Genomic DNA, 21,934 nt, shown 5'->3' with positions numbered 1-21,934 from the left:
TCGCCCGCCATTCGGGAGGTGTCGGCGACGCTACCGCACCGTCCGACGCCCGGGCGCGGCGGGTTGGTTCCGGATGATCACCCCGGGATCCGTCACCCGGATCAATCACCCGAACGGCGCAGCGGCCCGCCGTCGCAGCCGCCGCGCCGCCCGGGGTGGCGGCCGTCAGATGTCCAGCGTCACCTGGTAGTCCGTCAGCCAGGTGTGCAGTTCGAGCGCGAGGTCGACGGCCAGCCGGACGGACTGCGGGTCGGTGTCCGGATCGAGCGCGTCGGCGAGGCGCCGCCGGTCGAGCAGGGCGAGCGCCGGGGACTTCTGCTCGGCGGCGAGCCGGGCGAGCTCGGCCCGCAGCAGCGCCGGGTAGTGCGGGTCCTCGGTGACCGGGTACGGGCTCTTCACCCGGTCGGCGACGGCGTCCGGCAGCACGTCCCGGACGGCGGCGCGCAGCAGGCTCTTCTCCCGGCCGTCGAAGTGCTTCATCGCCCACGGCGTGTTGAAGACGTACTGGACCAGCCGGTGGTCGCAGAACGGCACCCGCACCTCCAGGCCGTTGGCCATGCTCATCCGGTCCTTGCGGTCGAGCAGGATGCAGACGAAGCGGGTCAGGTGGAGGTACGAGATCTCGCGCATCCGCCGTTCCAGCGGATCGGCGTCCGGCAGGTGCGGGACTTCGGCGAGTGCCTCGCGGTAGCGGGCCTTCCGGTAGCCCGCCAGGTCGAGTTCGGCGAGCAGGCCGGCGTCGAGCAGGTGTTCGCGCGGGCCGGCGCCCTGGCCGCCGAGGCCGGTCAGCGAGACCGCCCAGGGGAAGTCGTCGGCGGCGACGGCCTTCGGGTCGTGGAACCAGCGGTAGCCGCCGAACAGCTCGTCCGCGGACTCGCCCGACAGGGCGACGGTGGACTGGCGGCGCACGCCCTGGAAGAGCAGCAGCAGCGAGATGTCCATGTCGCCGAAGCCGCCGGGCAGGTCGCGGGCGCGCAGGACGGCGTCCCGCTGGGCGAGGTCGGTGAGCGCGGCGGCGTCCAGCTCGATCACGTTGTGGTCGGCGCCGACGTGCTCGGCCAGCATCCGGGCGTACGGGCCGTCCAGGGTCGGCCGGACCTCGCTGGCGTGGAAGTTCTCGCTCTGGCCGGCGAAGTCGACGGCGAAGGAGCGCACCGGGCCGGCGCCCTCGGCGCGCAGGACCCGGGCGGCGAGGGCGGTGACGGCGCTGGAGTCCAGGCCGCCGGAGAGCAGCGAGCAGAGCGGGACGTCCGAATCGAGCTGGCGGTGGACGATGTCGTCCAGCAGGGCCCGGACGGTGGCGACGGTGGCCTCCAGGGTGTCGGTGTGCTCGCGCGCCTCCAGCGCCCAGTAGCGGCGCACCGACACGCCCTCGCGGCGGACCCGGACGACGTGCCCGGGCCGGACCTCGACGATGCCCCGGTAGGGGGTGATGCCCGGGGTGCGGGTGAAGGCGAGCAGTTCGCGCAGCCCGTCCAGGTCGACCACCGGGTGGACCGAAGGGTGGGCCAGGATGGCCTTCACCTCGGAGCCGAAGACCACGCCGTCGGGGGTCGGGTGGTAGTGCAGCGGCTTGACGCCCATCCGGTCGCGGACCAGCAGCAGTTCCTCGCTTCGGGCGTCCCAGATCGCGAAGGCGAACATCCCGTTGAGGCGTTCGGCCAGGCCCTCGCCCCACTCCAGGTAGGCGTGCAGCACGACCTCGGTGTCGCTGCGGGTGCGGAAGCGGTGTCCGGCCGCCTTCAGTTCGGCGCGCAGCTCGCGGTGGTTGTAGACCTCGCCGCTGTAGGTGAGCGCGGCCAGCAGCCGGCCGTCGTGCTCGACGGTCATCGGCTGGACGCCGCCCTCCAGGTCGATCACCGCGAGGCGGCGGTGGCCGAGGCCGGCGTGTCGCTCCAGGTGGACGCCGCCGGCGTCCGGGCCGCGGCAGATCTGGGTGGCCGTCATGGCGTCGAGGACGGCCCGTTCGGCGGTGAGGTCACGATTGAAGGCGACCCATCCGGTGATCCCGCACATCAGCAAGCCTCCGGTTCTTCCGCTACGTATGCGGAAAATGACGCTACGTGTCGGAGGGGTGTGGCTACAAGGGTGCGTCGGGAAGGGGTCGGGAGGGGCTGGGGATGACCATGTGACTGGTTGGTTGAGCTGAAAGTCGTAAAGTCTGCCCGAATTCGGGCAAGATTCTTGGCCCCGGCGGGCGGCGCGGCCTAGGCTCCTCACTCGTGCCGAGCTCACCCCACCCTCACGACGACCTCCTCGCCCACCTCACCCGGACCAGCCCGCTCGGGCCCCGGGAGGCGGCGCGGGTCGTGGCGGAGGTGCTGGCGTACTTCTCCGAGAGCACCGAGGAGTACGTCCGCCGCCGCCACGGCGAGCTCCAGGCACGCGGACTGACCAACGAACGGATCTTCACCCGGCTCGCCGAGGAACTCCCCGCCCGCCGGGTCGCGGCACCCGAGCTCTCGGCCCGCCAGCTGCGCCGGATCGTCTACGGCTGAGCGCTGCCGGGGCGGGGCACTGGCGGATCCACGGCACCGGCGCATTCGCGGCACTTACGGCACTTACGGCACTTGCAGCACTTACGGCATTCACGGCATTCACGAAGAGGAGACCACGCATGTGCGGAATCGTGGCCTACATCGGCCCCAAGGACGCGACCCCCTTCCTGCTGGAGGGCCTGGCCCGGCTGGAGTACCGCGGCTACGACTCGGCCGGCGTGGCCGTCACCGGGCGCACCGGCGGGCTCAAGGTCCGCAAGGTCAAGGGCCGGGTCGCCGACCTGGCCGCCGCCGTCCCGGCCCGGTTCAAGGGCGGCACCGGCATCGGCCACACCCGCTGGGCGACCCACGGCGTGCCCAGTGACGCCAACGCCCACCCGCACCTGGACGGTGCCGAGCGGATCGCCGTCGTCCACAACGGCATCATCGAGAACGCCGACGAACTGCGCGCCAAGCTCACCGCCGACGGCGTCGTGTTCCGCTCCGAGACCGACAGCGAGGTGCTCTCCCACCTGATCGCCGCGCACGTCGGCGAGGGCGTCGAGCTGGAGGACGCGGTGCGCGCCGCCCTCGGCCGGGTGGTGGGCACCTACGGCATCGCGGTGCTCGACGCCGAGCAGCCGGACCGGATCGTGGCCGCCCGCAACGGCAGCCCGATAGTGCTCGGCCTCGGCGAGAAGGAGATGTTCGTCGCCTCCGACGTGTCCGCCCTCGTCCGCTACACCCGCCAGGTCGTCCACCTGGAGGACGGCGAGCTGGCCACCGTCCGCGCCGACGGCTTCCGCACCTTCACCACCGACGCCCGCACCACCCACCACCAGCCGTCCACCGTGGACTGGGAGATCGACTCCTACGACACCGGCGGCTACGAGCACTTCCTGCTCAAGGAGATCCACGAGCAGCCCGGCTCGGTCGAGCGCACGCTCAGCGGCCGGCTCGACGAGCGCTTCTCCACCGCGCACCTCGGCGGCCTCAACCTGGACGCCCGGGAGCTGCGCGAGATCCGCCGGGTGAAGATCCTCGGCTGCGGATCCGCCTACTACGCCGGCGAGATGGGCGCCCAGCTGATCGAGGAGCTCTCCCGCATCCCCGCGCACAGCGAACCCGCCTCCGAGTTCCGCTACCGCAACCCGGTGATCGAGGCGGACACGCTCTACATCGCGGTCAGCCAGTCCGGCGAGACCTACGACACGCTGGCCGCCGTCCAGGAGATCAAGCGCAAGGGCGGCCGGGTGCTCGGCGTCGTCAACACCGTGGGCAGCGCCATCGCCCGCGAGTGCGACGGCGGCATCTACCTGCACGCCGGTCCGGAGATCTCGGTCGCCTCCACCAAGGCCTTCACCTCCACCGTGGTCGCCTTCGCGCTGCTCGCCCTGCACTTCGGCCGCATCCACGACCTCTCGCCCGCCGACGGCCGCCGGATCGTCGCGGCCCTGAAGGCGCTGCCGGACCAGATCCGCGAGGTGCTCGCGCAGACCGAGGCCATCGCCGAACTCGCCGCCGAGTACGCCGGATCGGCGGGCATGATGTTCATCGGCCGGGTCCGCGGCTACCCGGTCGCCCGGGAGGGCGCGCAGAAGCTCAAGGAGATCTCCTACGTGCACGCCGAGGCCTACCCGGCGAGCGAGCTGAAGCACGGTCCGCTGGCGCTGATCAGCCCCGAACTGCCCACCGTCGCACTCGTCCCGGACGACGAACTGCTCGACAAGAACCTCACCACCCTCGGTGAGATCAAGGCCCGCTCCGGCCGCGTCATCGCCATCGCGCACCGCCGCCCCGAGGACAAGCTCGCCGACCACTGCGTCCTCGTCCCCAAGAGCGAGCCCGAGCTCGACCCGCTGCTGCTCAACATTCCGCTCCAACTCCTCGCCTACCACGCCTCCGTGGCCCTCGGTCGCGACGTCGACAAGCCGCGCAACCTGGCGAAGAGCGTGACGGTGGAGTAGGGCGCCCCGAAGATGTGACGGCCTGGCGGGTGGGACGGCCTTCCTGCTGATCAACAGCTGAGCAGCTCAATAGCTCGGCAGATCAGGAGATCAGGAGATCAGAAGGAAGGCGTCCCACTCCTCGGCGGCGTCGCCGGTGCCCGCCGAGGATGCCTGCGCGGCGGCTCGGGCATGGGTACGGGCATGGGCATGGGCGTGCAGGGCGAGGGCCGCGCCTGCCGTCCCCTCCAGGAGGCCGGGCGGGTCGCCGGCGCCGAGTGCCGTGTCGAGCCGGCTCGCGACGGTGGCGGCGAGCGCGGGCAGGAGGGCGGTCAGTTCGGCGGAGCCGGAGTCCTCGGCCATCCGCTGGGCGATCCGCAGCAGGCCGCCGGTGCCGTGGCAGAGCCCGGGGCCCTGGAGGTTCCAGCCGGCGGGGTCGCGCAGCGTGTCGGTCAGCGCCGCGACGGCGGTGGTCCGCCAGTCGGAGCGGCTGCGGGCCGCGCCCGCCAGGAAGAGTGCGCGGGCCGCACCAGGGGTTCCGTAGCACCAGGCCGCCCGCGTCGGCTGGTCGGCCGGCGGCCGGCCGGCCTCCTCGTCCTCGACGCGCACGGTCATCGGCCAGGAACCGCCCACACCGGGCCGACCCCCAGCGGCGTCGGGGCCCGTGGGCGCCGGCTCGGTCGGGGCGGGCCTGGCCGGGTCGACCGGGGCGCCCTGATCGACCGGGCTGAGCGGGCCGGGGATCCGCCGGGCGGCGAGCCAGCTCGCCAGCGCCTCGATCGCCTCGTCCTGTCCGGGCACCTGCACACCGCGCAGCCTGGCCAGTGCCAGGAGGGCGAGCGGGCCCGGGACTCCGTGTGCCAGGCCCAGGTTGAGGTGCCCCCGGGGGAACCCGGGATCCGCGCCGGGCAGTCCCGGTCCACCGGCGGTCCACCAGCGCGGCAGCACGTCGCCGGTGGGCTCGGCCAGCGCGACCAGCGCGGTGAGCAGGTCGGCCAGCGCCGGGCCGGCCGGCTCCAGCGCGAGCAGCAGCCGGCCCAGGCCCGCCGCGCCCGAGACGGTGTCGAAGGTGTGGGCGCGCAGGCCCGTGCCGGCGGCCAGATCGGCGCGCAGGTCGGCGACGCGCCCGGCCGCGGCCTGCCGGACCCGGGGCGTCAGCCCGTCGAGCAGCGTGCGGTACTCGCCGGGGCGCCGCGCCATGGTGCGGGCGGCGAAGGCGATCGCGGCGGCGCCGGAGAAGAGTCCGCCGCCCCGCATCGCCCCGGGGGCTTTCACGGCGGCCGCGAGGTGCCCGTGGGCGGCGCGGCGCAGCGCGGCGTCGTCCTCGCGGTCGGCCAGTACGGCGAGCGTGAGCGCGGCGCCGCTGCGGCCGGCCCCGAGCGCGTGCGCCGCTGCGGGCGGCGCGGACGCCGAGGGCGTTGTGGCGTCGGCGGCGGGTTCTTCGAGCGCACCGGGCCTGCTGAGCAACTCGGCCACCGCGCGGATCGGATCCGTCGTGTTCATCGCGCCTCCCGCGGGCTGGAGCGGCGGGCCCGGTGGGCCTCGACGGCGCCCCTGGCCAGTGCGTAGGCGCGGCGTTCGGCCTCGCGGTCGATCCCGATCAGCCGGTTGTGGCCCATGTGCAGCAGCGAGGCCAGCACCGGGTCGGCCGACGACGGCTCCACCCGGCTCGCGTACCGCGCGAGTGCGACGGCCCGCTGCCGCCAGGCGTCGGCCAGCGCGGGGTCGGCGGGCAGCAGGCCGCCCGCCGGGGCGGCCGGCCCGTCGGGGCCGATCGCCCGCAACGCGGCGGCACGCTGGGCCCGGAACGCCTGGTGGTGGCGCTCCGACTTCGGATACACCCCCGCCAGCCAGGCCCCGACCGAGGGCACGCCGGGGACGGCCGATGGTACGGCCTGCCGGCCGGCGGAGAGGCTGGTGGGCAGGTCGGCGGGCAGGTCGGTGCGGCTCTCGGGCCCGCCGTCAGGAACGCGGCCCCCCGCCGACTGGCCCCCCGACTGCCCCGCCGACTGCCCCGCGCGGCCGGCCAGGAAGGCCTGCGCGGTGCCGGCGAGGTTCACGGCGGCGAGCAGGTCCCGGGAGAGCGAGCGCTCCGCCCGGGCCAGTCGCAGTGCCGCCAGCGCGACCAGGCTGTCGGCCTGGAAGACCCGCTCGGCGTCGGCGAGCACCTCGGCGCCGCCGTAGCGGTCGGTCTCCGGCGCGTAGCCCTCCAGGCGCAGGTCGGCGGCGAGCCCGGCCCGGTGCAGCTCCCGTACCCAGTCGTGCACGGTGGGCAGCAGTTGGGCGGCGAGGACCGGCGGCGCACCGTGGAAACGCAGCCGCAGGTGCGGCGCGGAGTCCTGGTAGCGGACGAAGAACCAGCGGTCCACGTCGGCGGGCAGGGCGTCGAGCAGCCGGGGCAGGTGCTCGACCAGGATCTCCTCCTGGCGTGCCTCGGTGGCCGCCAGTCGGGCGAACAGCCAGGATCCGCCGGGGAGTTCGACGGTCCGGGCGCGTCGGGCGGGCAGTGGGCGGCGCGGTCCGGCCGTCGACGGCCCGGTCGTGCTGCGGCGCAGCGGGACCACCAGTTCGGCGGTCCGCGCACCATCCGGTCCGCACAGCCAGCCGCCGTCGCCGGCCGGGTTGGGTTCCTCCTGGAGCACGGTGGGCTCGGCGGACCGCGCCTGGCTGTGCAACAGCCGCCGGTGCCACGGGAGGTCGAGGTCCAGGCTGATCCGCTGGTCGCCGCTGATCAGGCGGACGGCGGCCGGCACTCCCCACCGTCGGCGCCAGCGGGCCAGGCCCTCGTCCCACTGCTCGAACGGGGCGGAGGCCGCCGGGACGGGCGCGGTCAGCCGCCAGGTGGCCGGGGCCAGCACCACCCGGCCCCGGCGGACCCGCGGCAGCACGGGCGCGCTGCTCGCCGCCCCCCAGTCCCAGGGCTGCCAGGGCCGTTGCCCGGTCAGCGTCACCTCCTGGAGGAAGCGGGCCGCGTTGGGCGCACCGCTGCGCAGGTTGAGCACGTGATGGGTGGCGACGCGGACCTCCCGGCCTAGACGGCGGGAGTACACCGCGAGCCGGTCGGGGTCGGCCAGCACGACCAGGTCGTCCAGCGGCAGTACGGAGGGGCCGCCCGGGTCGGCGAAGGCGCTGACCACCACCCGGTGGTCGAGCCAGCGCGGGGTCAGGGCGATGTTGGCATGGCGTGCGCGGTACGGGGTGAACTCCAGGTGCGCTTCGAGTGCGCTGTCGTCGCCGGATCCGGCGGGCCCGGCGGGCCCGGCGGACCGCACGGACCCGGCGGCCTCGGCCAGCAGCGCCCCGCCGGCCGCGGCGGGGTCACCCGCCGACCGGCCCGGGCCGGTCCCGGTGTCGGCAGCCGGGTCGGGGTCGCTGCCCGCGCCCGCGAGCAGGGTGGCGAAGCGGCCGAAGCTGGCTCCGGCGCGGTCGCTGCCGGCGACGGGGGAGAGCACGAGCCGGAAGTCCCCGGCGTCCAGCGCCTCCAGGGAGTCCGCCGCGAGTTCGGCGTACAGCTCCAGGGAGGCGGGCGGGGTGTCGGCGGCGCCGCCCGCCTCGTCGCGCGGCGGGGTCAGCCGGGCCAGCAGGCCGTCGTCCAGGAGCACTTCGGGCAGCGTGCCGTCCGGCGCCCGGTCGGCGAGGGCGCCCGCCGCCAGTTCGGCCAGCAACCGGTCGCGGGCCGCGTCGGCGTCGGTGCGGGCCCGGGCGGGCTGGGGGTTGGCCGTGCCGCGGGGGCCGGCCGGGCGCCGGTAGCCGGCCGGCGGCCCCAGGCCGGTGTCGGGGTCGAGCAGTTCGGCCAGCGGGACGGGGCTGTCCGTGCCGTACCGCTCGACGAACTCCGCGTGGTACGAACGCAGGTGCTCGGGTGCGGGGGTCTGCGGCGACAGGCGCCAGAGGAGCGCGGCGGTCCGCTCCAGCTCGGTGCGGACCTGGTCCGGCAGGACCACCTCGGCGTCCAGGGCGAGATCCGCGTGGAGCGGGCGGTCGGCCGGGGCGAGCCGGGTCATCCGGGCCCGGAGCTCGCGCAGCAGGTCGGTGGCCTGTCCGCCGGGCAGGGCGGCCGCCTGCGTCAACGCGGTGCGGACGGCCGTCAGTTCGGGGTGCACCGGGTGGTCGGCGGGGATCCGGTCGAGCACATGGCCGAGCAGGTCGGTGCTGTCCGGCGGAGGCGTCAGGTCGGTGAGCAGGAACCCCTGGCCGACCAGCGAGCGGACCAGGGCCGCGACGGCCTCGGCCGGGGCCGTGGGGAAGTCGGCGGTCAGCGCGGCCAGCAGGTCGGCGTGCCGGACCGGCTCGGCGGCGGTCCGGATCGCGGCCCGGACGACGGCGGTGGCCCGTACGGTCCGTTCGGCGACCGGCTCCACCTCGGTACCGGCACCGGCGCTGGCACCGGCGGCGGGCCGACGCTCGGGCAGGTACGGCAGCACCAGGCGGCCGCCGCGCAGCCGGGCCTGCTGGTCCACGGCCAGCCGCAGACCGGGCAGCACCGCCGGGTCGGTCCGCAGCCGGTCGAGCAGCGGGAGCAGCCAGCCCAGGTCGGGCCGCAGGGCGCGGTGGTCGGCCCCGCCCCAGCGGACCTTGGCCGCCGCGCCGAAGCGCGCCGGCACCACCGCGGCCATCAGCCCGAACGGCGTCGGCCGGGTGGCCATCCGCAGCCGGTAGCGGCTGACCGCCTCGGCCGCCCGGCGCAGCGCGGCCGGGCGGGGCACGGCGCCTGCGGCGACCTGGTCGAGCAGGTCGGCCAGGGAGGGGCTGGAGAGCTCGATCGCCTCGCGCAGGGCCGGGTCGGCGGCGGCCTCGGCGAGGTGTGCCAGGAGCGCGGTGTCGGCGGACCCCGACGCGGGGTGCGCGGGGTCGGCCGGGACGGTGTGACGGTGCGAGCGCGGCAGCGCGGGTGTCCGCAGCAGGACCGGGCCGGTCGCGGTGAAGAGTCCGTCCTGGGGCGCTCCGTGCGTCTCGACCACTGTGCTCCTCGTGCCTCGGTGCCTCGTGCCACACGCCTCGTGCCGGTGCCGCCACGCGGTTCGCACTCCTGACGGTGGGTCGGGTCGTGTCTACCCCGGCGATCGAAAACTGTCCACCATCGATCGAACTGTTTCGATTTTTGGCTGAGTTAATCCATTCATCCGTGCAGAACCATTGCTGGGCCCATGCAGGAGTGCCTAACGTCCGCTGCAGCCCGCCGCGGTCAACCGTGGCACTGACGAAAGGAGGCCCTCATGGCCGACGACATGCTGGAGCTGTTCGACCTTGACGTGCAGGACCTGGTCTCGACCGAGCTCGGCGAGCAGGAGGAGTCCGCGTTCAGCATCTCCTGTGAGGGGTCCTGCACCCGTCCGTGGTGCATCTAGTCCGGTAGCAGTACCGGCACTACGGGGCGCGGTTGCCCGGACCAGACGGTCCGGGCAACCGCGCCCTCGTGCGTCCGGGCCCCGCCCGGTCTCGGCCCGGCTCAGCCGCCGGCGGCCAGCGGTCCGTGACCCGGCACCGCCCGACCGTCGTCCGCCACCGGTGCGGGCAGCGGCCCCCGGGCCAGCCGCAGCAGCTCCTGCGGGGTCAGTTCGGCCAGCCGGGCGCGGCCCAGTCGCAGCACCTCCGCGGCCGTGTCCAGCAGTTCCGCCGGTGTCGCCGGGCGCTCCGGCAGCCCGTCCGCCCAGCCGCCGCCGGCCAGCCACTCGCCGACGGCGCCGCGCAGCTGCCCCTTGCCCGCCTCCCGGATCGTGAACGAGAGGTGCACCGACAGGCCCTGGTGGCCCGTCGCGGTGTGCGGTGCCCCGCGCGGCACGTACAGCACCTCACCCGGTTCGAGCACCGAGTTGAGCGCCACCGCACCGGGTTCGGGGGCCAGCCCCGGGCGCCAGCGCCCGTCGGCGGGAGCCTCGTGGACCGTCCACTCCTTCTTCCCCGCGAGCTGGACGACCAGCACGTCCGCGTCGTCCCGGTGCACGTCCAGCCCGCGCCGGCCGGCGCCCGTCGCGAAGCAGAACGCCTCGGTCCGGCGGCCCAGTTCGACCGCGATGTCGGTGGCCAGCGCGCGCACCGGCGCGTGCCACTGGTCCAGCTGCGGCAGCAGCAGCGTGGCGCCTTCGGCCAGCAGGGCGGCGATCCGGTCAGGATCGGCGAAGCCCTCCTCCCGGCGCCCGGCGACCACCCGGGCCGTGCAGAACTCCGCGGGCGGGACGACCTCACCCGCCCGGACCATCTCGACGTAGGGCACCCGCAGCAGTCCGCCGCGCAGCGCCTCGTCCAACTCGCCCGGCCGGGGCAGCCCCGCCGGCCAGCCCGCGGTGCGGAACACCTGCGGCCGACGTTCCTCCAGCGCCTTGGCGAACGTCGCCGCGTCGCCCACCAATTCGGTCAGAACTCGTCCCATCGTCCATCCCTCCGTCCAGCGGCCCACCACCGGTCGACCGTCGCATAACCTACGGATGAACATCTGAGTCCGGTTCAGCGAGAATCCGCCAACCAGCCCGGGATCGGCCAGCTTCGCGCCGCGGGGCGGCAATCGCGATGCGCCGTGGCGGCCCGCCCCGGGCGGACGGGTCGAGGGGTGAAGCGGGCGAGCGGCGCCGACACCGTCCCCCGGTCGGCGCGTCCCGACCCCCAGGTCGGGCGGTCGACGGCGGCGGCCGGGGCCCGTTCCCGCGGCAGCCCGCCCGCCCTCCGGCGCGACAGGCGGCGGCGCTCGGCCGCCGGCCGCCCCGCATCGCACCGAGGGCGCCGGCGAGCCGTTCCGGGCATCTGTGGCGAGCGTCACACCCCGCCGCCCGGCCGGCCGGGCGGCGCTGCCCGGGAGGTCCCGGGCAGCGCCGCCGGTGCGTCACGCGGTGGCCGTCAGCGCAGCTCAGCGCACCCGCAGCGCAGCTCGGCGCACCCTCAGCGCGCCGTCTGCGGGACGCGCTGCCCCGGGACGGCCGGCCTGGCGGCCTTGCGGCCGGCGGCCGGGGCGGCGCCCAGGGCGGTGCCCCGGGTCTCCTCGGCCCACAGCACGCACACCAGCAGGCCGACCACGGTGGTGCCGGCCGCGATGAGCATGGTCGGGCCGGTGCCCAGCCCGGACAGCGACAGCGGCAGCAGGTAGGTGCCGACGGCCGCGCCGATCCGGCTCACCGAGGTCGCCACGCCCACCGCCGTCGCCCGGATCTCGGTGGGGAAGAGCTCGTTGGGGTAGGTCCAGTCGAGGACGTTGGGCCCGCCGCACAGGAAGGCGTACGCGCACAGCGCCGTCAGGGCGATGGCCGCCGGGGCGGTGGGCCACACGCCCAGCAGGGCCAGCGGGACGGCCATCAGGGCGAACGACCAGATGATGACGGGGCGCCGGCCGCGGGTGTCGATCAGGCGCAGCGCCGGGAAGCAGCCGAGCAGGAAGACGAGGCTGATCAGCCCGGTGCCCAGGGTCTCCATCACGGTGCCGCCGGGCATGCCGAAGGAGGAGAGGATCTGCGGGCCGAAGGTGAGCATCGCGAACAGCGGGCCGACCTGGCAGAGGAAGAACAGGCCGCAGAACAGGGTGCGGCGCCGGTAGGGCGGGGTCATCAGCAGGCGCAGCCCGCCGGGGCGGCCGCGCTCGGCCGGGTCGGGCATCAGCTCGCGGCCGTCCACCCGTACGCCGAGGTGCTTCTCGACCACGCGCACCGCGTCGCCGACCCGCCCGTGGGCGGCCAGCCAGCGCGGGGACTCCGGCGTACCGCGACGGATCACCAGGAACACCACGCACAGCACCGTGGAACTCGCGAGCATCCACCGCCAACTGCCGGGCCCGGCCAGCTCCAGGAACGCGTAGCCCACCACGTAGGCGAGCACGGAGCCGGCGTACCAGGCGATGATCTGCTGACCGAGCAGCCGCCCGCGCTGCTTGGCGGGCAGCCACTCGGCGAGTAGGGACGTGGCGATGGGGTAGTCGGCGGCCACGGCCATGCCGAGCACGAAGCGCAGCACGGCGATCGCCCACACCGTGTCGACCCAGAAGGAGAGCACCGAGCAGGCGACCATCACGAGCAGGTCGGCGGTGTACATCACCTCCCGGCCGATCCGGTCGGTCAGCACGCCGAAGAGCGCGCCGCCGACGAACATGCCCACCAGCGCGGCGGCGCCGATCAGGCTGACCTCCGCGGTGGACAGGCCGAGCTCGGGTCGCATCCCGATCAGGGCGACGCCGACGATGCTCAGGATGTAGCCGTCGAGCAGCGGCCCACCGGAACAGGCGAGGGCCAGTCTCCGGTGGAAGGCGGTATACGGGGCGTTGTCGATGGTCTGGGACATGTGCTGGGGGTCCTCCGGAGCGTACGGCGGCGGATGGCCCGCTCACCGTGCGCCGGGTAGACGGCAAGAAAAGACGCCGTCCGGCGGACGGCGCCATCACCCGCTCACACCGGGCGACCGTCCACGGTTGCCCGGGTACGAGGGGGCCGCCACCGGGCCGAAGGTCGGCCGGAGTCGCGACCAAGGTCCCGAAGCGGACAGGACCTCGGACCGTGTCGCGACCCCGCCCGCCCAGTCCTGCCGGGCCCTGCCGCCGCCCGGGCGCCCGCCCGCCCGCCGGGCGTGACCCTTCTCACCCGGAGGCCCCCGGAGGCCCCGATCGTGTGACCGGCGCCACATCCGGCCGTGCCGCCGGCGGGCGCACCGGCCCGCGCCCGCCGAACGGCGCGGCCCGGTGCGCACCCCGCGTCCGCTACGCGGGCGCGCCCTCCGCCAGCCCGCCGTCGGCCAGCCGCAGCCACCGCTGCACGCCGATCCCGTGCAGGAACCGCTCGTCGTGGCTGACCACCACGAAGGCCCCCCGGTAGGAGTTCAGGGCGCTCTCCAGCTGGGCCGCGGGCGTCGGCGTCGAGGTTGTTGGTGGGCTCGTCGAGCAGCAGCACGTCGGGGCGCCTGAGCAGCTGGGCGGCCAGGCCGAGGGAGACGATCTGGCCGCCGCTGAGGGTGCCCAGGCGCCGGTCCAGCGCCAGGTGGGCCAGGCCGAGGCGCTCCAGCTGGGCGCGGGTGCGTTCCTCGATGTCCCAGTCGTCGCCGATGACGGCGAAGTGCCGCTCGTCGACGTCCCCGGACTCCACGGCGTCGATGGCCCGGAGGATCTCGGCGATGCCCAGCACCTCGGCGACGGTGAGGTCGCCGCTCAGGGGCTGCGGGAGGGGGGCAGGGCGCGGCGCAGCAGACAGCCGGCGCCCGGGGGCAGACGGATGGGAGGAGGGCACGACGACGGGGCCACGCCGACGGTGCTTCCACGCACCGGTCGGTGGCCTGCCGGGTCCGGGACTCACCCGGAGATGTCGTCGTCCACCACCACGTCTGGTCTCCTCGGTATACGGACGGTCGAAGTCCGCGCAAGTGCAGCCACCGGCTGCCAGGCACGCACGGCATTTATCCGGCGGCCGCCACCCCTGTACCACCGGTGATCGTGCTGCGCAGGAAGTCGGTGGGGTCGACTTCCTGCGCTCATGGGCGGGTGGCTTGGGTGGCTTGGGTGCGGCAGTGGGTGAGGGCGCACTTGAGGCGGGGGTCGGGGTTGGTGGTGGTGAGGAGTTCGCCGGCGGTGGTGAGGGTGGTCCAGTAGGCGGTGGGGTCGCCGGTGCGGGGGAGGGGTGGGGTGGTGGTGAGGGAGAGGTAGGCGGTGGTGAGGTTGCCGGTGGTGAACCAGCGGTTGAGGCCGTGGTGGTGGCCGGGTCGGATGTCGCCGTGGGCGTTGACGGCGGTGAGGAGGTGGTCGATGACGGCGCGTTGGGTGGGGGTGAGGGTTGCGGGGATGTCGAAGATGCCGAGGGCTTCGAGGAGTTCGCCGGTGTCGGTTTCGGAGTTGGGGCGGGGGTTGGCGAGGAGGGCGTCGTGGCAGTCGTCGAGGCGGCGGGTGGTCTCGGTGTGGGGGATGGCGAGGGCGAGGCAGACGGCTTGGGCGGCGGGTCGGGGTTGGTGGCCGAGGCGGGCGAGGAGGGCGTAGGTGGCGGCGGGGGTGGCGCCGCGGGAGAGGGTGTGCTTGGCGAGGTTGGTGAGGTGCATGGGTGGTGCGGCTTTCAGACGGTGGCGGGGGTGACGGGCGACGAAGGTGCGGGGCGGCGGGTTGTGAGCATGGCGGGTGCCTCAAGAAGGATTGTGCGGGGGAGTCCCGGTGGGGAGAAGGGCCGGGCTTGATCAGCCGATCGGGACCGGGGCGCCCTGAAGGAGAAGGGGGATGCCGTCGCCATGCTCCCAGGAGTCCCAGGCGTCTTCGACCGCTTGACCAGCGGTCAGGGCCGAGCCTGCACTCGTCGTCGCCGTCCGCAGCGGCGAGTTCGGCGACGTCTGAAACCGCAGGCCCGGACCGCTCACCGGTCCGGGCCTGCGCGCCGTCACGAGCCGGCGGTGGCCGCCTCCAGCGTGGTGGCCATCACCGGGCTGGTGAAGGTGTTCGTCGCATCCCCCGTGGAGGGGTGGTAGGAGCCCCACTTGAGGTAGTTGCGGTCGCCGTCCCAGGTGGTGCCCTTGAAGGTGTCCGAGCCGGTGGTGAAGGTCTGCTTCACGCCGTCGAACCAGAAGTCGATGGTGCCGTCGGTGCGGCCCAGGCGGATCTTCAGCGCGTACGAGTGCCACGTGTTGTTGGTCGTCTGCGCGGTCCACAGGGAGTGCGCGACGTGGTCGGTGTCCCACTCCTGGAGGCGGACGCGCCCGTTGACGATGTCGATCTCGATCGGGTGGTTGGCCGTGCCGGTGCTCGGCGAGCACTTGAGCTGGAAGACGTACCGGCTGTTGGTGTCCTTGATGTCCACCTTGGACGACCAGCCGAGGTAGAAGGTGTCGCCCTCCTTCAGGTCCGGGCTGAGCGTCTCGCAGCGCTCCTCGCCGGCGGCCTGGAAGGCCCGCCACACGCTGCCCTTGACGGAGTCCTTGACGACGCCGAAGTTGCCGGCCGCGCACTGGACCGCCTTGAACGAGGACGGGCCGGTGCTGGTGCTCGGCGTCCACAGGACCTTGCCCGCGTCGGCGGCGGAGGCCTGGCCGCCGCAGGTGAGCGCGAACGTGGCGAGGGCGGCGGCCGCGGCGGCGGTCTTGCGGCGCTGGGTCAGAAGGGACATGCCTCTCCCGGGGGGATGAGTGGCGCGGGGCGGGGGACGGGTGTACGCGGCGATTCGACCACCGCCCGGCCCGTCCGGCCAGACGGAACGGCCGACGGAAGAGCCTTTTCGGACACTTCCGCCGGCCGTCCTGTCGACCTGAACCCGAACCCGGGCCCGTCCGTTACGGGTTGCGCGGCCCCTCAGCACCCTCGGAGCCCTCGGAGTCCTCGTCGTAGGAGGAGGTGCCCTCGTCCAGCAGCGGCTCCTGCGTCTTGAGGTGCGCGGGGGCCAGCGCCCGCAGCGTGTGGTAGCCGGTGATGACGACCAGGGTGCCCAGCGCGATGCCGCTGAGGCTGAAGGTGTCGGTGAACTTCAGGGTGACGTTGCCGATGCCGATGATGATGCCCGCGGCGGCCGGCACCAGGTTCAGCGGGTTGCGCAGGTCCACCTTGGACTTGATCCAGATCTGCGCGCCGAGCAGGCCGATCATGCCGTACAGGATGACGGTGATGCCGCCGAGCACCCCGCCGGGGATCGCGGCCACGACGGCGCCGAACTTCGGGCAGACGCCGAACAGCAGCGCGAAGCCGGCCGCGGCCCAGTAGGCGGCGGTGGAGTAGACCCGGGTGGCGGCCATGACGCCGATGTTCTCGGAGTAGGTGGTGTTCGGCGGGCCGCCGAGTGCGGTGGAGAGCATGGAGCCGACGCCGTCGGCGGAGATCGCGACGCCGAGCTTGTCGTCCAGCGTCTGGCCGGTCATCTCGCCCACGGCCTTGACGTGCCCGGCGTTCTCCGCGACGAGCGCGATCACCACGGGCAGGGCGACCAGGATCGCGGACCACTGGAAGGAGGGGCCGTGGAAGTCGGGCAGGCCGATCCAGTCCGCCTTGCCGACGCCCGACAGGTCAAGGCGCCAGTGGTCGGTGAGGTGGCCGCCCGCGTCCACCGAGTGGATCTTGCCGAAGACCCGGTCGAACAGCCAGGAGATCCCGTACCCGAAGAGCAGCCCGAGGAAGATCGCCACGCGCGACCAGAAGCCCCGCAGGCACACCACGGCCAGACCGGTGAACAGCATCACCAGCAGCGCCGTCCACTGGTCCTGCGGCCAGTAGGTCGACGCGGTGACGGGGGCGAGGTTGAAGCCGATCAGCATGACGACCGCGCCGGTCACGATCGGCGGCATCGCCGCGTGGATGATCCGCGCCCCGAACCGCTGGACCGCGAGGCCCACCAGGAACAGCGCCGCGCCCACCACGAACACCGCACCGGTCACGGTCGCGCTGGTGCCGCCCTGCGCCCGGATCACCGCGGCCACGCCCACGAAGGACAGCGAGCAGCCGAGGTAGCTGGGCACCCGGCCGCGGGTGGCCAGCAGGAAGATGATCGTCGAGACGCCGGACATCATGATCGCCAGGTTGGGGTTGAGCCCCATCAGCACGGGCGCCACGAAGCTCGCGCCGAACATGGCCACCACGTGCTGGGCGCCGAGCCCTGCCGTGCGGGGCCAGGAGAGCCGTTCGTCGGGGCGGACGACCGCCCCCGGCGCGGGCGTACGCCCGTCACCGTGCAGCTTCCAGCGCACGCCGAGATCCATGGTGGGGGTTCGCTTTCTCTGTACTTCCGGTGAACTGTCCGCACCATTCTCCCGGTCACCGGGCCTGCCGCGCGCACCCGGCCCGGCCTTGACCTGCGCACTCGCGCGGCCCGGGGGCGGCGCAGCCGGCTCACAGCAGCTCGGCCCGGGCGGCCTGGATGCCCGCCTGGAACCGGGTCCGGGCCCCGAAGCGGTCCATCAGCTCCCGCACCCAGCGCTGCACCGTCCGGGTGGACACCCCCAGCTGGCGGGCGATCGACTCGTCGGTGAGCCCCGCCGCGAGCAGCGGGAGCAGCTGGCGGTGCCGGTCCTCCGGATTCTCCTCCGGCAGGGCGGGCAGCCGCATCGCCTGCGCCCAGTACAGCTCGAACAGTCCGGCGAGCGCGTCCAGCAGGGTGGAGGGCCGGATCAGCAGCACGCTCTGCAACTCGGTGCCCGCGCTGACCGGCAGCAGCGCCCAGCGGTCGTCCAACAGCGCCAGCTTCAGCGGCAGTTCGGTGTGCACCCGGGCCTGCTCCCCGGCCGTGGCGAAGGAGTGGATCTCCGCCAGGCGCTCCGGATCGCGCAGCACCCGGCTGTGGTACACCACCCTGGTCGTCACCCCCCGTGCCAGCAGGGCCAGTTCGGTCTGCGGATCGCTGCGCCGGATGTACGGGGGCCGGTCCAGGACCCGCAGCCGCTCGCGCACCCCGAACTGGAGGGTGCGCCACAGCTCGGCGACCGATCTGCGCCCGCAGATCACCTCGACCGGCGCGTCGGACCCGGTGCCGTCCCGGCCCTGCCGGTAGGTGCGCATCAGCTCGCCCATCCGGCCCCGGGCGCGCCGCAGTTCGACCTCGCGCCGCAGCAGCAGCTCCTCCACCGCCACGTCGGGCGGCACCGCCGCCCAGGCCCCGGCCGCGCAGGCCTCCACCAGCCCCTGCGCGGCCAGCGAGACCAGCGCCGCGAGCACGATCGAGGCCTGGAGGTTCAGCTGGGCGGCCAGCCACTGCGGGTCGGCGGCCTGGACGCCGAGCAGCCGCAGGTAGAGCTGTTCCTCGACCGCGCCGAGGCCGAGTCCGGCGAGCATGCCCGTCCCCGACACTGCGTCCTCCTCGTCCTGCACCGCCAGTGGACGAGCCGACTGTGCGCCACTCGGTGCCCGAAATCAAGGGATTGATCGGTCGACATGTTCCCGCCATGTCGGGTTCCTGCCCACGCGGTTCCCTTCCCGGCCCGCCCGCGGCGCCCGCAAGCTGGGCGGCACCCCCTCAACTCCCAGTGAAGGAGCCCCCCATGGCCCTTTCCCGCACCGGCCGGCTCGTGCTCGCCGCCCTGCTGGCCCTCCCGGCCGCCGCGGCCGCGACCCCCGCGACGGCCGCCCCCGCCACCCCCGCCACCCACGCCGCCGCGCACGGCTACGGCAGCGCGCACCGCTTCGGCCACGGCGCCCGCTACGACGGCGGAGTCTGGGGCGGCTACGTCGCCCAGGGCAGCGGCTTCCAGAGCGTCTCCGGCTCCTGGACCATGCCCGCCGTGCAGTGCAACACCGCCAACGACCTGTTCGCCCCCTGGGTCGGGATCGACGGCTACGGCTCGCAGACCGTCGAGCAGACCGGCGTCCAGGCCGACTGCTCCAGCGGCTCCCCGGTCTACTCGGCCTGGTACGAGATGTACCCGGCCCCGCCGCAGTACTTCAGCGACCCGGTGGACGCCGGTGACAGCTTCACCGCCTCGGTGGTCAACAGCGGCGGTTCCAGCTACGCCCTGCAGATCACCGACAACACCAAGGGCTGGACCGAGACCACCACCCAGCAGCTCGACGGCCAGAACGTCAGCGCCGAGGCCGTGATCGAGTCCCCGAGCCAGAGCTACCCCTCCTTCAGCCGCCTGGACTTCTCCGGCGTCACGGTCAACGGCCAGGTCTTCGACGGCTACTCCCCGCAGGCCATCGACAGCGGCCCCTACACCGAGACCCCGCTCAGCAACGGCTCCTTCGCGATAGTCCCCGCCTGATTCGGCCGGCCTGACCCGTTCCACTCGACCCGCCTGCGAGCCCGTCTGCGAGCCCGCCCCGGCCCCCGCCTTCCCGTGGGGGCCGGGGCGGGCTCGTGTCCCAGAGGGACTCATGTCCCAATGGGACATTTCCGGGTGTACGGTGGCTCCCGTGACCACCGAGAAGGCCGAGCACACCACCGAGGGACGGCGTGACCGCAAGGCGCGCCGCACCCGCGAGTCACTGGCCGCCGCCGCCCTCCAGCTGGTGCTGGACCGCGGCCTGGCCGCCGTCTCCGTCGAGGACGTCACCGACCGGGCCGACGTCTCCCGCCGCACCTTCAGCCGGTACTTCGCCTCCCGCGAGGACGCCGTGCTGGACTGCCTGCGCGCCGACTTCGGCCGGATCAACGCGGCGCTGGCGGCCCGCCCCGCCGCCGAGACCCCGGTGGCCGCCTACCGCGCGGCGCTGCGGATCTGGCTGGGCGACGAGCGGGACCCGGCCTGGCACCGGCGCCCCGGTGTGCGGGAGCTGTTCGGCCTGATCGCCGCCGAGCCCTCGCTGACCGCCGCCTACCGGCGGATCTGCGTCGACGAGGAGGAGGCCTCCATCCGGATCGCCGCCGCCCGCCTCGGCCTGGACGCGGAGTACGACCTGCGCCCGGCCGTCGCCGTCGGCCTCGGCGTGGCGGCCCTCCAGGCCGCCTCCCGCGCCTGGGTCCGTCACCCCGTCGGCGCCGACGAGCCGGATCTGCCCGACCTCGTGGAACGGGCCTTCGACCTGCTCGCCGCCGAACCGCCCCCCGACGGCCCGGCGGCCTGAACCACCGCGCCCACCCGGCGCACCCGCACGAAAGGACGTACGCCATGACCGGCACCGACCACCCCCAGGAGTTCACCGGCAAGGCCGCACTGGTCACCGGTGGCGCCTCCGGCATCGGCCTCGCCGTGGCCCGCCGCCTGGCGGCCGGCGGCGCGGCCGTCGCCGTCGCCGACTTCGACCTGGAGGGCGCCCGCAGGGCCGCCGCCGAACTGGAGGCCGCCGGCGCCCGGGCCCTGGCGATCGGGACGGACGTCACCGACCCGGAGTCGGTGCGGGCCGCCGTCCAGGCCGCCGTGGACGGCCTCGGCGCCCTGCACCTGGCCGTCAACAACGCCGGCATCAGCGGCGCGAAGGCCCCCACCGGCGCGTACGAGCCCGAGCAGTGGCGCCGGGTCCTGGCCACCAACCTCGACGGCGTCTTCTACTCGCTGCGCTACGAGATCCCCGCCATCCTGGCGGCCGGCGGCGGCGCCGTCGTCAACATGGCCTCGATCCTGGGCACCAACGGCTTCGCCGGCTCGCCGGCCTACGCGGCCGCCAAGCACGGCGTGGTCGGCCTGACCAAGACCGCCGCCCTGGAGTACGCAGCGCAGGGCGTGCGGATCAACGCCGTCGGTCCGGGCTTCATCGACACCCCGCTGCTGAGCGCGGCCGACGAGGAGGCCCGTCAGGCGCTGGTCGCCCTGCACCCGGCCGGCCGGCTCGGCCGCGCCGAGGAGGTCGCCGAACTGACCGCCTTCCTGCTCTCCGACCGGGCCTCCTTCATCCATGGCAGCTACCACCTGGTCGACGGCGCCTACGCGGCCCGCTGACCGGCCCGCTGCCCAGGCCCGTCCGGTGGCCGGGGCAGCGCAACCGGGGGGACAGTCGAGTCCGGGGGCAGAGAGAGGGAGTCCGAAACCCATGAAGGCAGTCCAGTACCGCAGCGTCGGCGCCGCCCCCGAGGTGGTCACCGTCCCCGATCCGGAGCCCGGCCCCGGCCAGGTCCTGCTCAAGGTCACTGCGGCGGGGGTGTGCCACTCCGACATCGCCGTGATGAGCATGCCCGCCGAGCGGCTCTCCTTCCCCCTGCCGCTCACCCTCGGGCACGAGGGCGTCGGCACCGTGGCCGCGCTCGGCGCGGGCGTGACCGGCCTGACCGAGGGCGAACCCGTCGCCGTCTACGGGCCGTGGGGCTGCGGCAACTGCGCCAAGTGCGCGGAGGGCAAGGAGAACTACTGCCTGCGCGCCGCCGAACTGGGCATCCGCCCGCCCGGCCTGGGCGCCCCCGGGGCGATGGCCGAGTACATGGTGGTGGACAGCCCCCGGCACCTGGTGCCGCTCGGCGGCCTCGACCCGGTCCGGGCCGTGCCGCTGACGGACGCCGGCCTGACCCCGTACCACGCCATCAAGCGCTCGCTCGGCAAGCTGACGCCCGGCAGCACCGCGGTGGTGATCGGCACCGGCGGCCTGGGCCACGTCGCGATCCAGCTGCTGCGCGCGATGACCGCGGCCCGGGTGATCGCCCTGGACGTGACGGAGGAGAAGCTCGCGCTGGCCCGCAGCGTCGGCGCGCACGAGACGGTCCGCTCCGACGCCTCCGCGCCCGCCCGGGTGCGCGAACTCACCGGCGGCATCGGCGCCCAGGTGGTGCTGGACTTCGTCGGCGCCCCGCCCACGGCGGCCGCGGCCGGCGCGATGGTGGCGGTGGAGGGCGACGTGACGATCGTCGGCCTCGGCGGCGGCACCCTGGCCGTCGGCTTCGGCGCCCTGCCGTACGAGGTCTCGGTGTCCTCCCCGTACTGGGGCACCCGCGCCGAGCTGATCGAGGTCCTCGACCTCGCCCGGGCCGGCGCGGTGGACGTGCACGTCGAGACCTACGGGATCGACGAGGCGCCGCTCGCCTACGAGCGTCTGCACAGCGGCCGGATCAACGGGCGCGCCGTCATCCTCCCCAACGGCTGACGGCTGGGGCCCCGGTCCCGCCGCCCCTGGTCGGGGCCGGCGGGACCGGGTCGGCGGTGGCTGGGACCAGTTGCGCGACCGACTGCGCACGCTCGTGGCAGGCCACGACCTGGCCATACCGGGCGATCGGAGCCCGGTCTCTGATACAC

Annotated in this window: 16 protein-coding genes and 1 pseudogene; 7 read left to right on the top strand and 10 right to left on the bottom strand. The window is 74.4% G+C overall.

Translation table 11 applies throughout. The features are described 5' to 3' along the window. Positions 1-165 precede the first annotated feature (165 nt). A complete protein-coding gene (gene asnB / locus ACFWPI_RS34990; RefSeq protein ID WP_363370787.1) occupies positions 166-2,016 on the bottom strand; it encodes an asparagine synthase (glutamine-hydrolyzing) in 1,851 nt (616 codons plus the stop codon). Positions 2,017-2,222: 206 nt separating this feature from the next. Here asnB and ACFWPI_RS34985 point away from each other — a divergent pair, with 206 nt between their 5' ends. Further along, positions 2,223-2,498 (top strand): hypothetical protein, encoded by a 276-nt coding sequence (locus tag ACFWPI_RS34985; protein ID WP_063350341.1) that lies wholly within the window; start codon positions 2,223-2,225, stop codon positions 2,496-2,498. A 119-nt stretch (positions 2,499-2,617) separates the two neighbouring features. Then, positions 2,618-4,444, top strand: coding sequence for a glutamine--fructose-6-phosphate transaminase (isomerizing) (glmS, locus tag ACFWPI_RS34980; protein WP_063350342.1), 1,827 nt, complete (start codon positions 2,618-2,620; stop codon positions 4,442-4,444). Positions 4,445-4,534: 90 nt separating this feature from the next. Here glmS and ACFWPI_RS34975 read toward each other — a convergent pair whose 3' ends face one another. Then, entirely contained in the window at positions 4,535-5,926 is a 1,392-nt protein-coding gene (locus ACFWPI_RS34975) for a lanthionine synthetase LanC family protein (protein WP_380380148.1), read from the bottom strand. Then, entirely contained in the window at positions 5,923-9,384 is a 3,462-nt protein-coding gene (locus tag ACFWPI_RS34970) for a lantibiotic dehydratase (RefSeq protein WP_380380146.1), read from the bottom strand. Before ACFWPI_RS34970 ends, ACFWPI_RS34975 begins: the two co-directional genes overlap by 4 nt. A gap of 255 nt (positions 9,385-9,639) precedes the next feature. Here ACFWPI_RS34970 and ACFWPI_RS34965 point away from each other — a divergent pair, with 255 nt between their 5' ends. After that, complete coding sequence (locus ACFWPI_RS34965) at positions 9,640-9,771, top strand: hypothetical protein (RefSeq protein WP_279634947.1); 132 nt, start codon at positions 9,640-9,642, stop codon at positions 9,769-9,771. Positions 9,772-9,872: 101 nt separating this feature from the next. Here ACFWPI_RS34965 and ACFWPI_RS34960 read toward each other — a convergent pair whose 3' ends face one another. The 7 genes and pseudogenes from ACFWPI_RS34960 to ACFWPI_RS34930 form a co-directional block, all read right to left on the bottom strand. Beyond that, positions 9,873-10,793, bottom strand: a complete 921-nt coding sequence (locus tag ACFWPI_RS34960) for a JmjC domain-containing protein (protein WP_380381124.1) — start codon at positions 10,791-10,793, stop codon at positions 9,873-9,875. A 503-nt stretch (positions 10,794-11,296) separates the two neighbouring features. Further along, positions 11,297-12,682, bottom strand: a complete 1,386-nt coding sequence (locus ACFWPI_RS34955; protein ID WP_063350346.1) for an MFS transporter — start codon at positions 12,680-12,682, stop codon at positions 11,297-11,299. A 481-nt stretch (positions 12,683-13,163) separates the two neighbouring features. Next, positions 13,164-13,683 (bottom strand): annotated as a pseudogene (locus ACFWPI_RS34950) (ATP-binding cassette domain-containing protein); the annotation flags it as partial. A gap of 175 nt (positions 13,684-13,858) precedes the next feature. Continuing rightward, positions 13,859-14,416 carry a hypothetical protein gene (locus ACFWPI_RS34945; protein ID WP_380380561.1) on the bottom strand — a complete coding sequence of 186 codons (558 nt, stop codon included), beginning with the start codon at positions 14,414-14,416 and terminating at the stop codon, positions 13,859-13,861. Positions 14,417-14,745: 329 nt separating this feature from the next. Then, a complete protein-coding gene (locus ACFWPI_RS34940; protein ID WP_063350348.1) occupies positions 14,746-15,468 on the bottom strand; it encodes a heparin lyase I family protein in 723 nt (240 codons plus the stop codon). A 163-nt stretch (positions 15,469-15,631) separates the two neighbouring features. Next, complete coding sequence (locus ACFWPI_RS34935) at positions 15,632-17,044, bottom strand: uracil-xanthine permease family protein (RefSeq protein ID WP_380380563.1); 1,413 nt, start codon at positions 17,042-17,044, stop codon at positions 15,632-15,634. A 130-nt stretch (positions 17,045-17,174) separates the two neighbouring features. Further along, positions 17,175-18,128, bottom strand: coding sequence for a LuxR C-terminal-related transcriptional regulator (locus tag ACFWPI_RS34930; RefSeq protein ID WP_380380565.1), 954 nt, complete (start codon positions 18,126-18,128; stop codon positions 17,175-17,177). A 191-nt stretch (positions 18,129-18,319) separates the two neighbouring features. Between ACFWPI_RS34930 and ACFWPI_RS34925 the strand changes: the two genes are divergently transcribed. The 4 genes from ACFWPI_RS34925 (at position 18,320) to ACFWPI_RS34910 (ending at position 21,785) form a co-directional block, all read left to right on the top strand. Further along, positions 18,320-19,039: a G1 family glutamic endopeptidase gene (locus ACFWPI_RS34925; protein ID WP_380346299.1), complete on the top strand. Its 720-nt coding sequence runs from the start codon at positions 18,320-18,322 to the stop codon at positions 19,037-19,039. Between the two features lie 151 nt (positions 19,040-19,190). After that, the gene (locus tag ACFWPI_RS34920) at positions 19,191-19,841 is read left to right on the top strand and encodes a TetR family transcriptional regulator (RefSeq protein WP_063350352.1); all 651 of its coding nucleotides are present in this window, start codon (positions 19,191-19,193) and stop codon (positions 19,839-19,841) included. A 44-nt stretch (positions 19,842-19,885) separates the two neighbouring features. Next, positions 19,886-20,653, top strand: coding sequence for an SDR family NAD(P)-dependent oxidoreductase (locus ACFWPI_RS34915; RefSeq protein ID WP_063350353.1), 768 nt, complete (start codon positions 19,886-19,888; stop codon positions 20,651-20,653). A gap of 91 nt (positions 20,654-20,744) precedes the next feature. Beyond that, complete coding sequence (locus tag ACFWPI_RS34910; RefSeq protein WP_380380568.1) at positions 20,745-21,785, top strand: NAD(P)-dependent alcohol dehydrogenase; 1,041 nt, start codon at positions 20,745-20,747, stop codon at positions 21,783-21,785. Positions 21,786-21,934 lie beyond the last annotated feature (149 nt).

This window comes from Kitasatospora sp. NPDC058492 (genome assembly GCF_042720685.1).
Lineage (GTDB): Bacteria > Actinomycetota > Actinomycetes > Streptomycetales > Streptomycetaceae > Kitasatospora.
The sequence above is the reverse complement of the archived record's forward strand: the minus strand, read 5'-3'. Positions and strand labels throughout refer to the sequence as shown.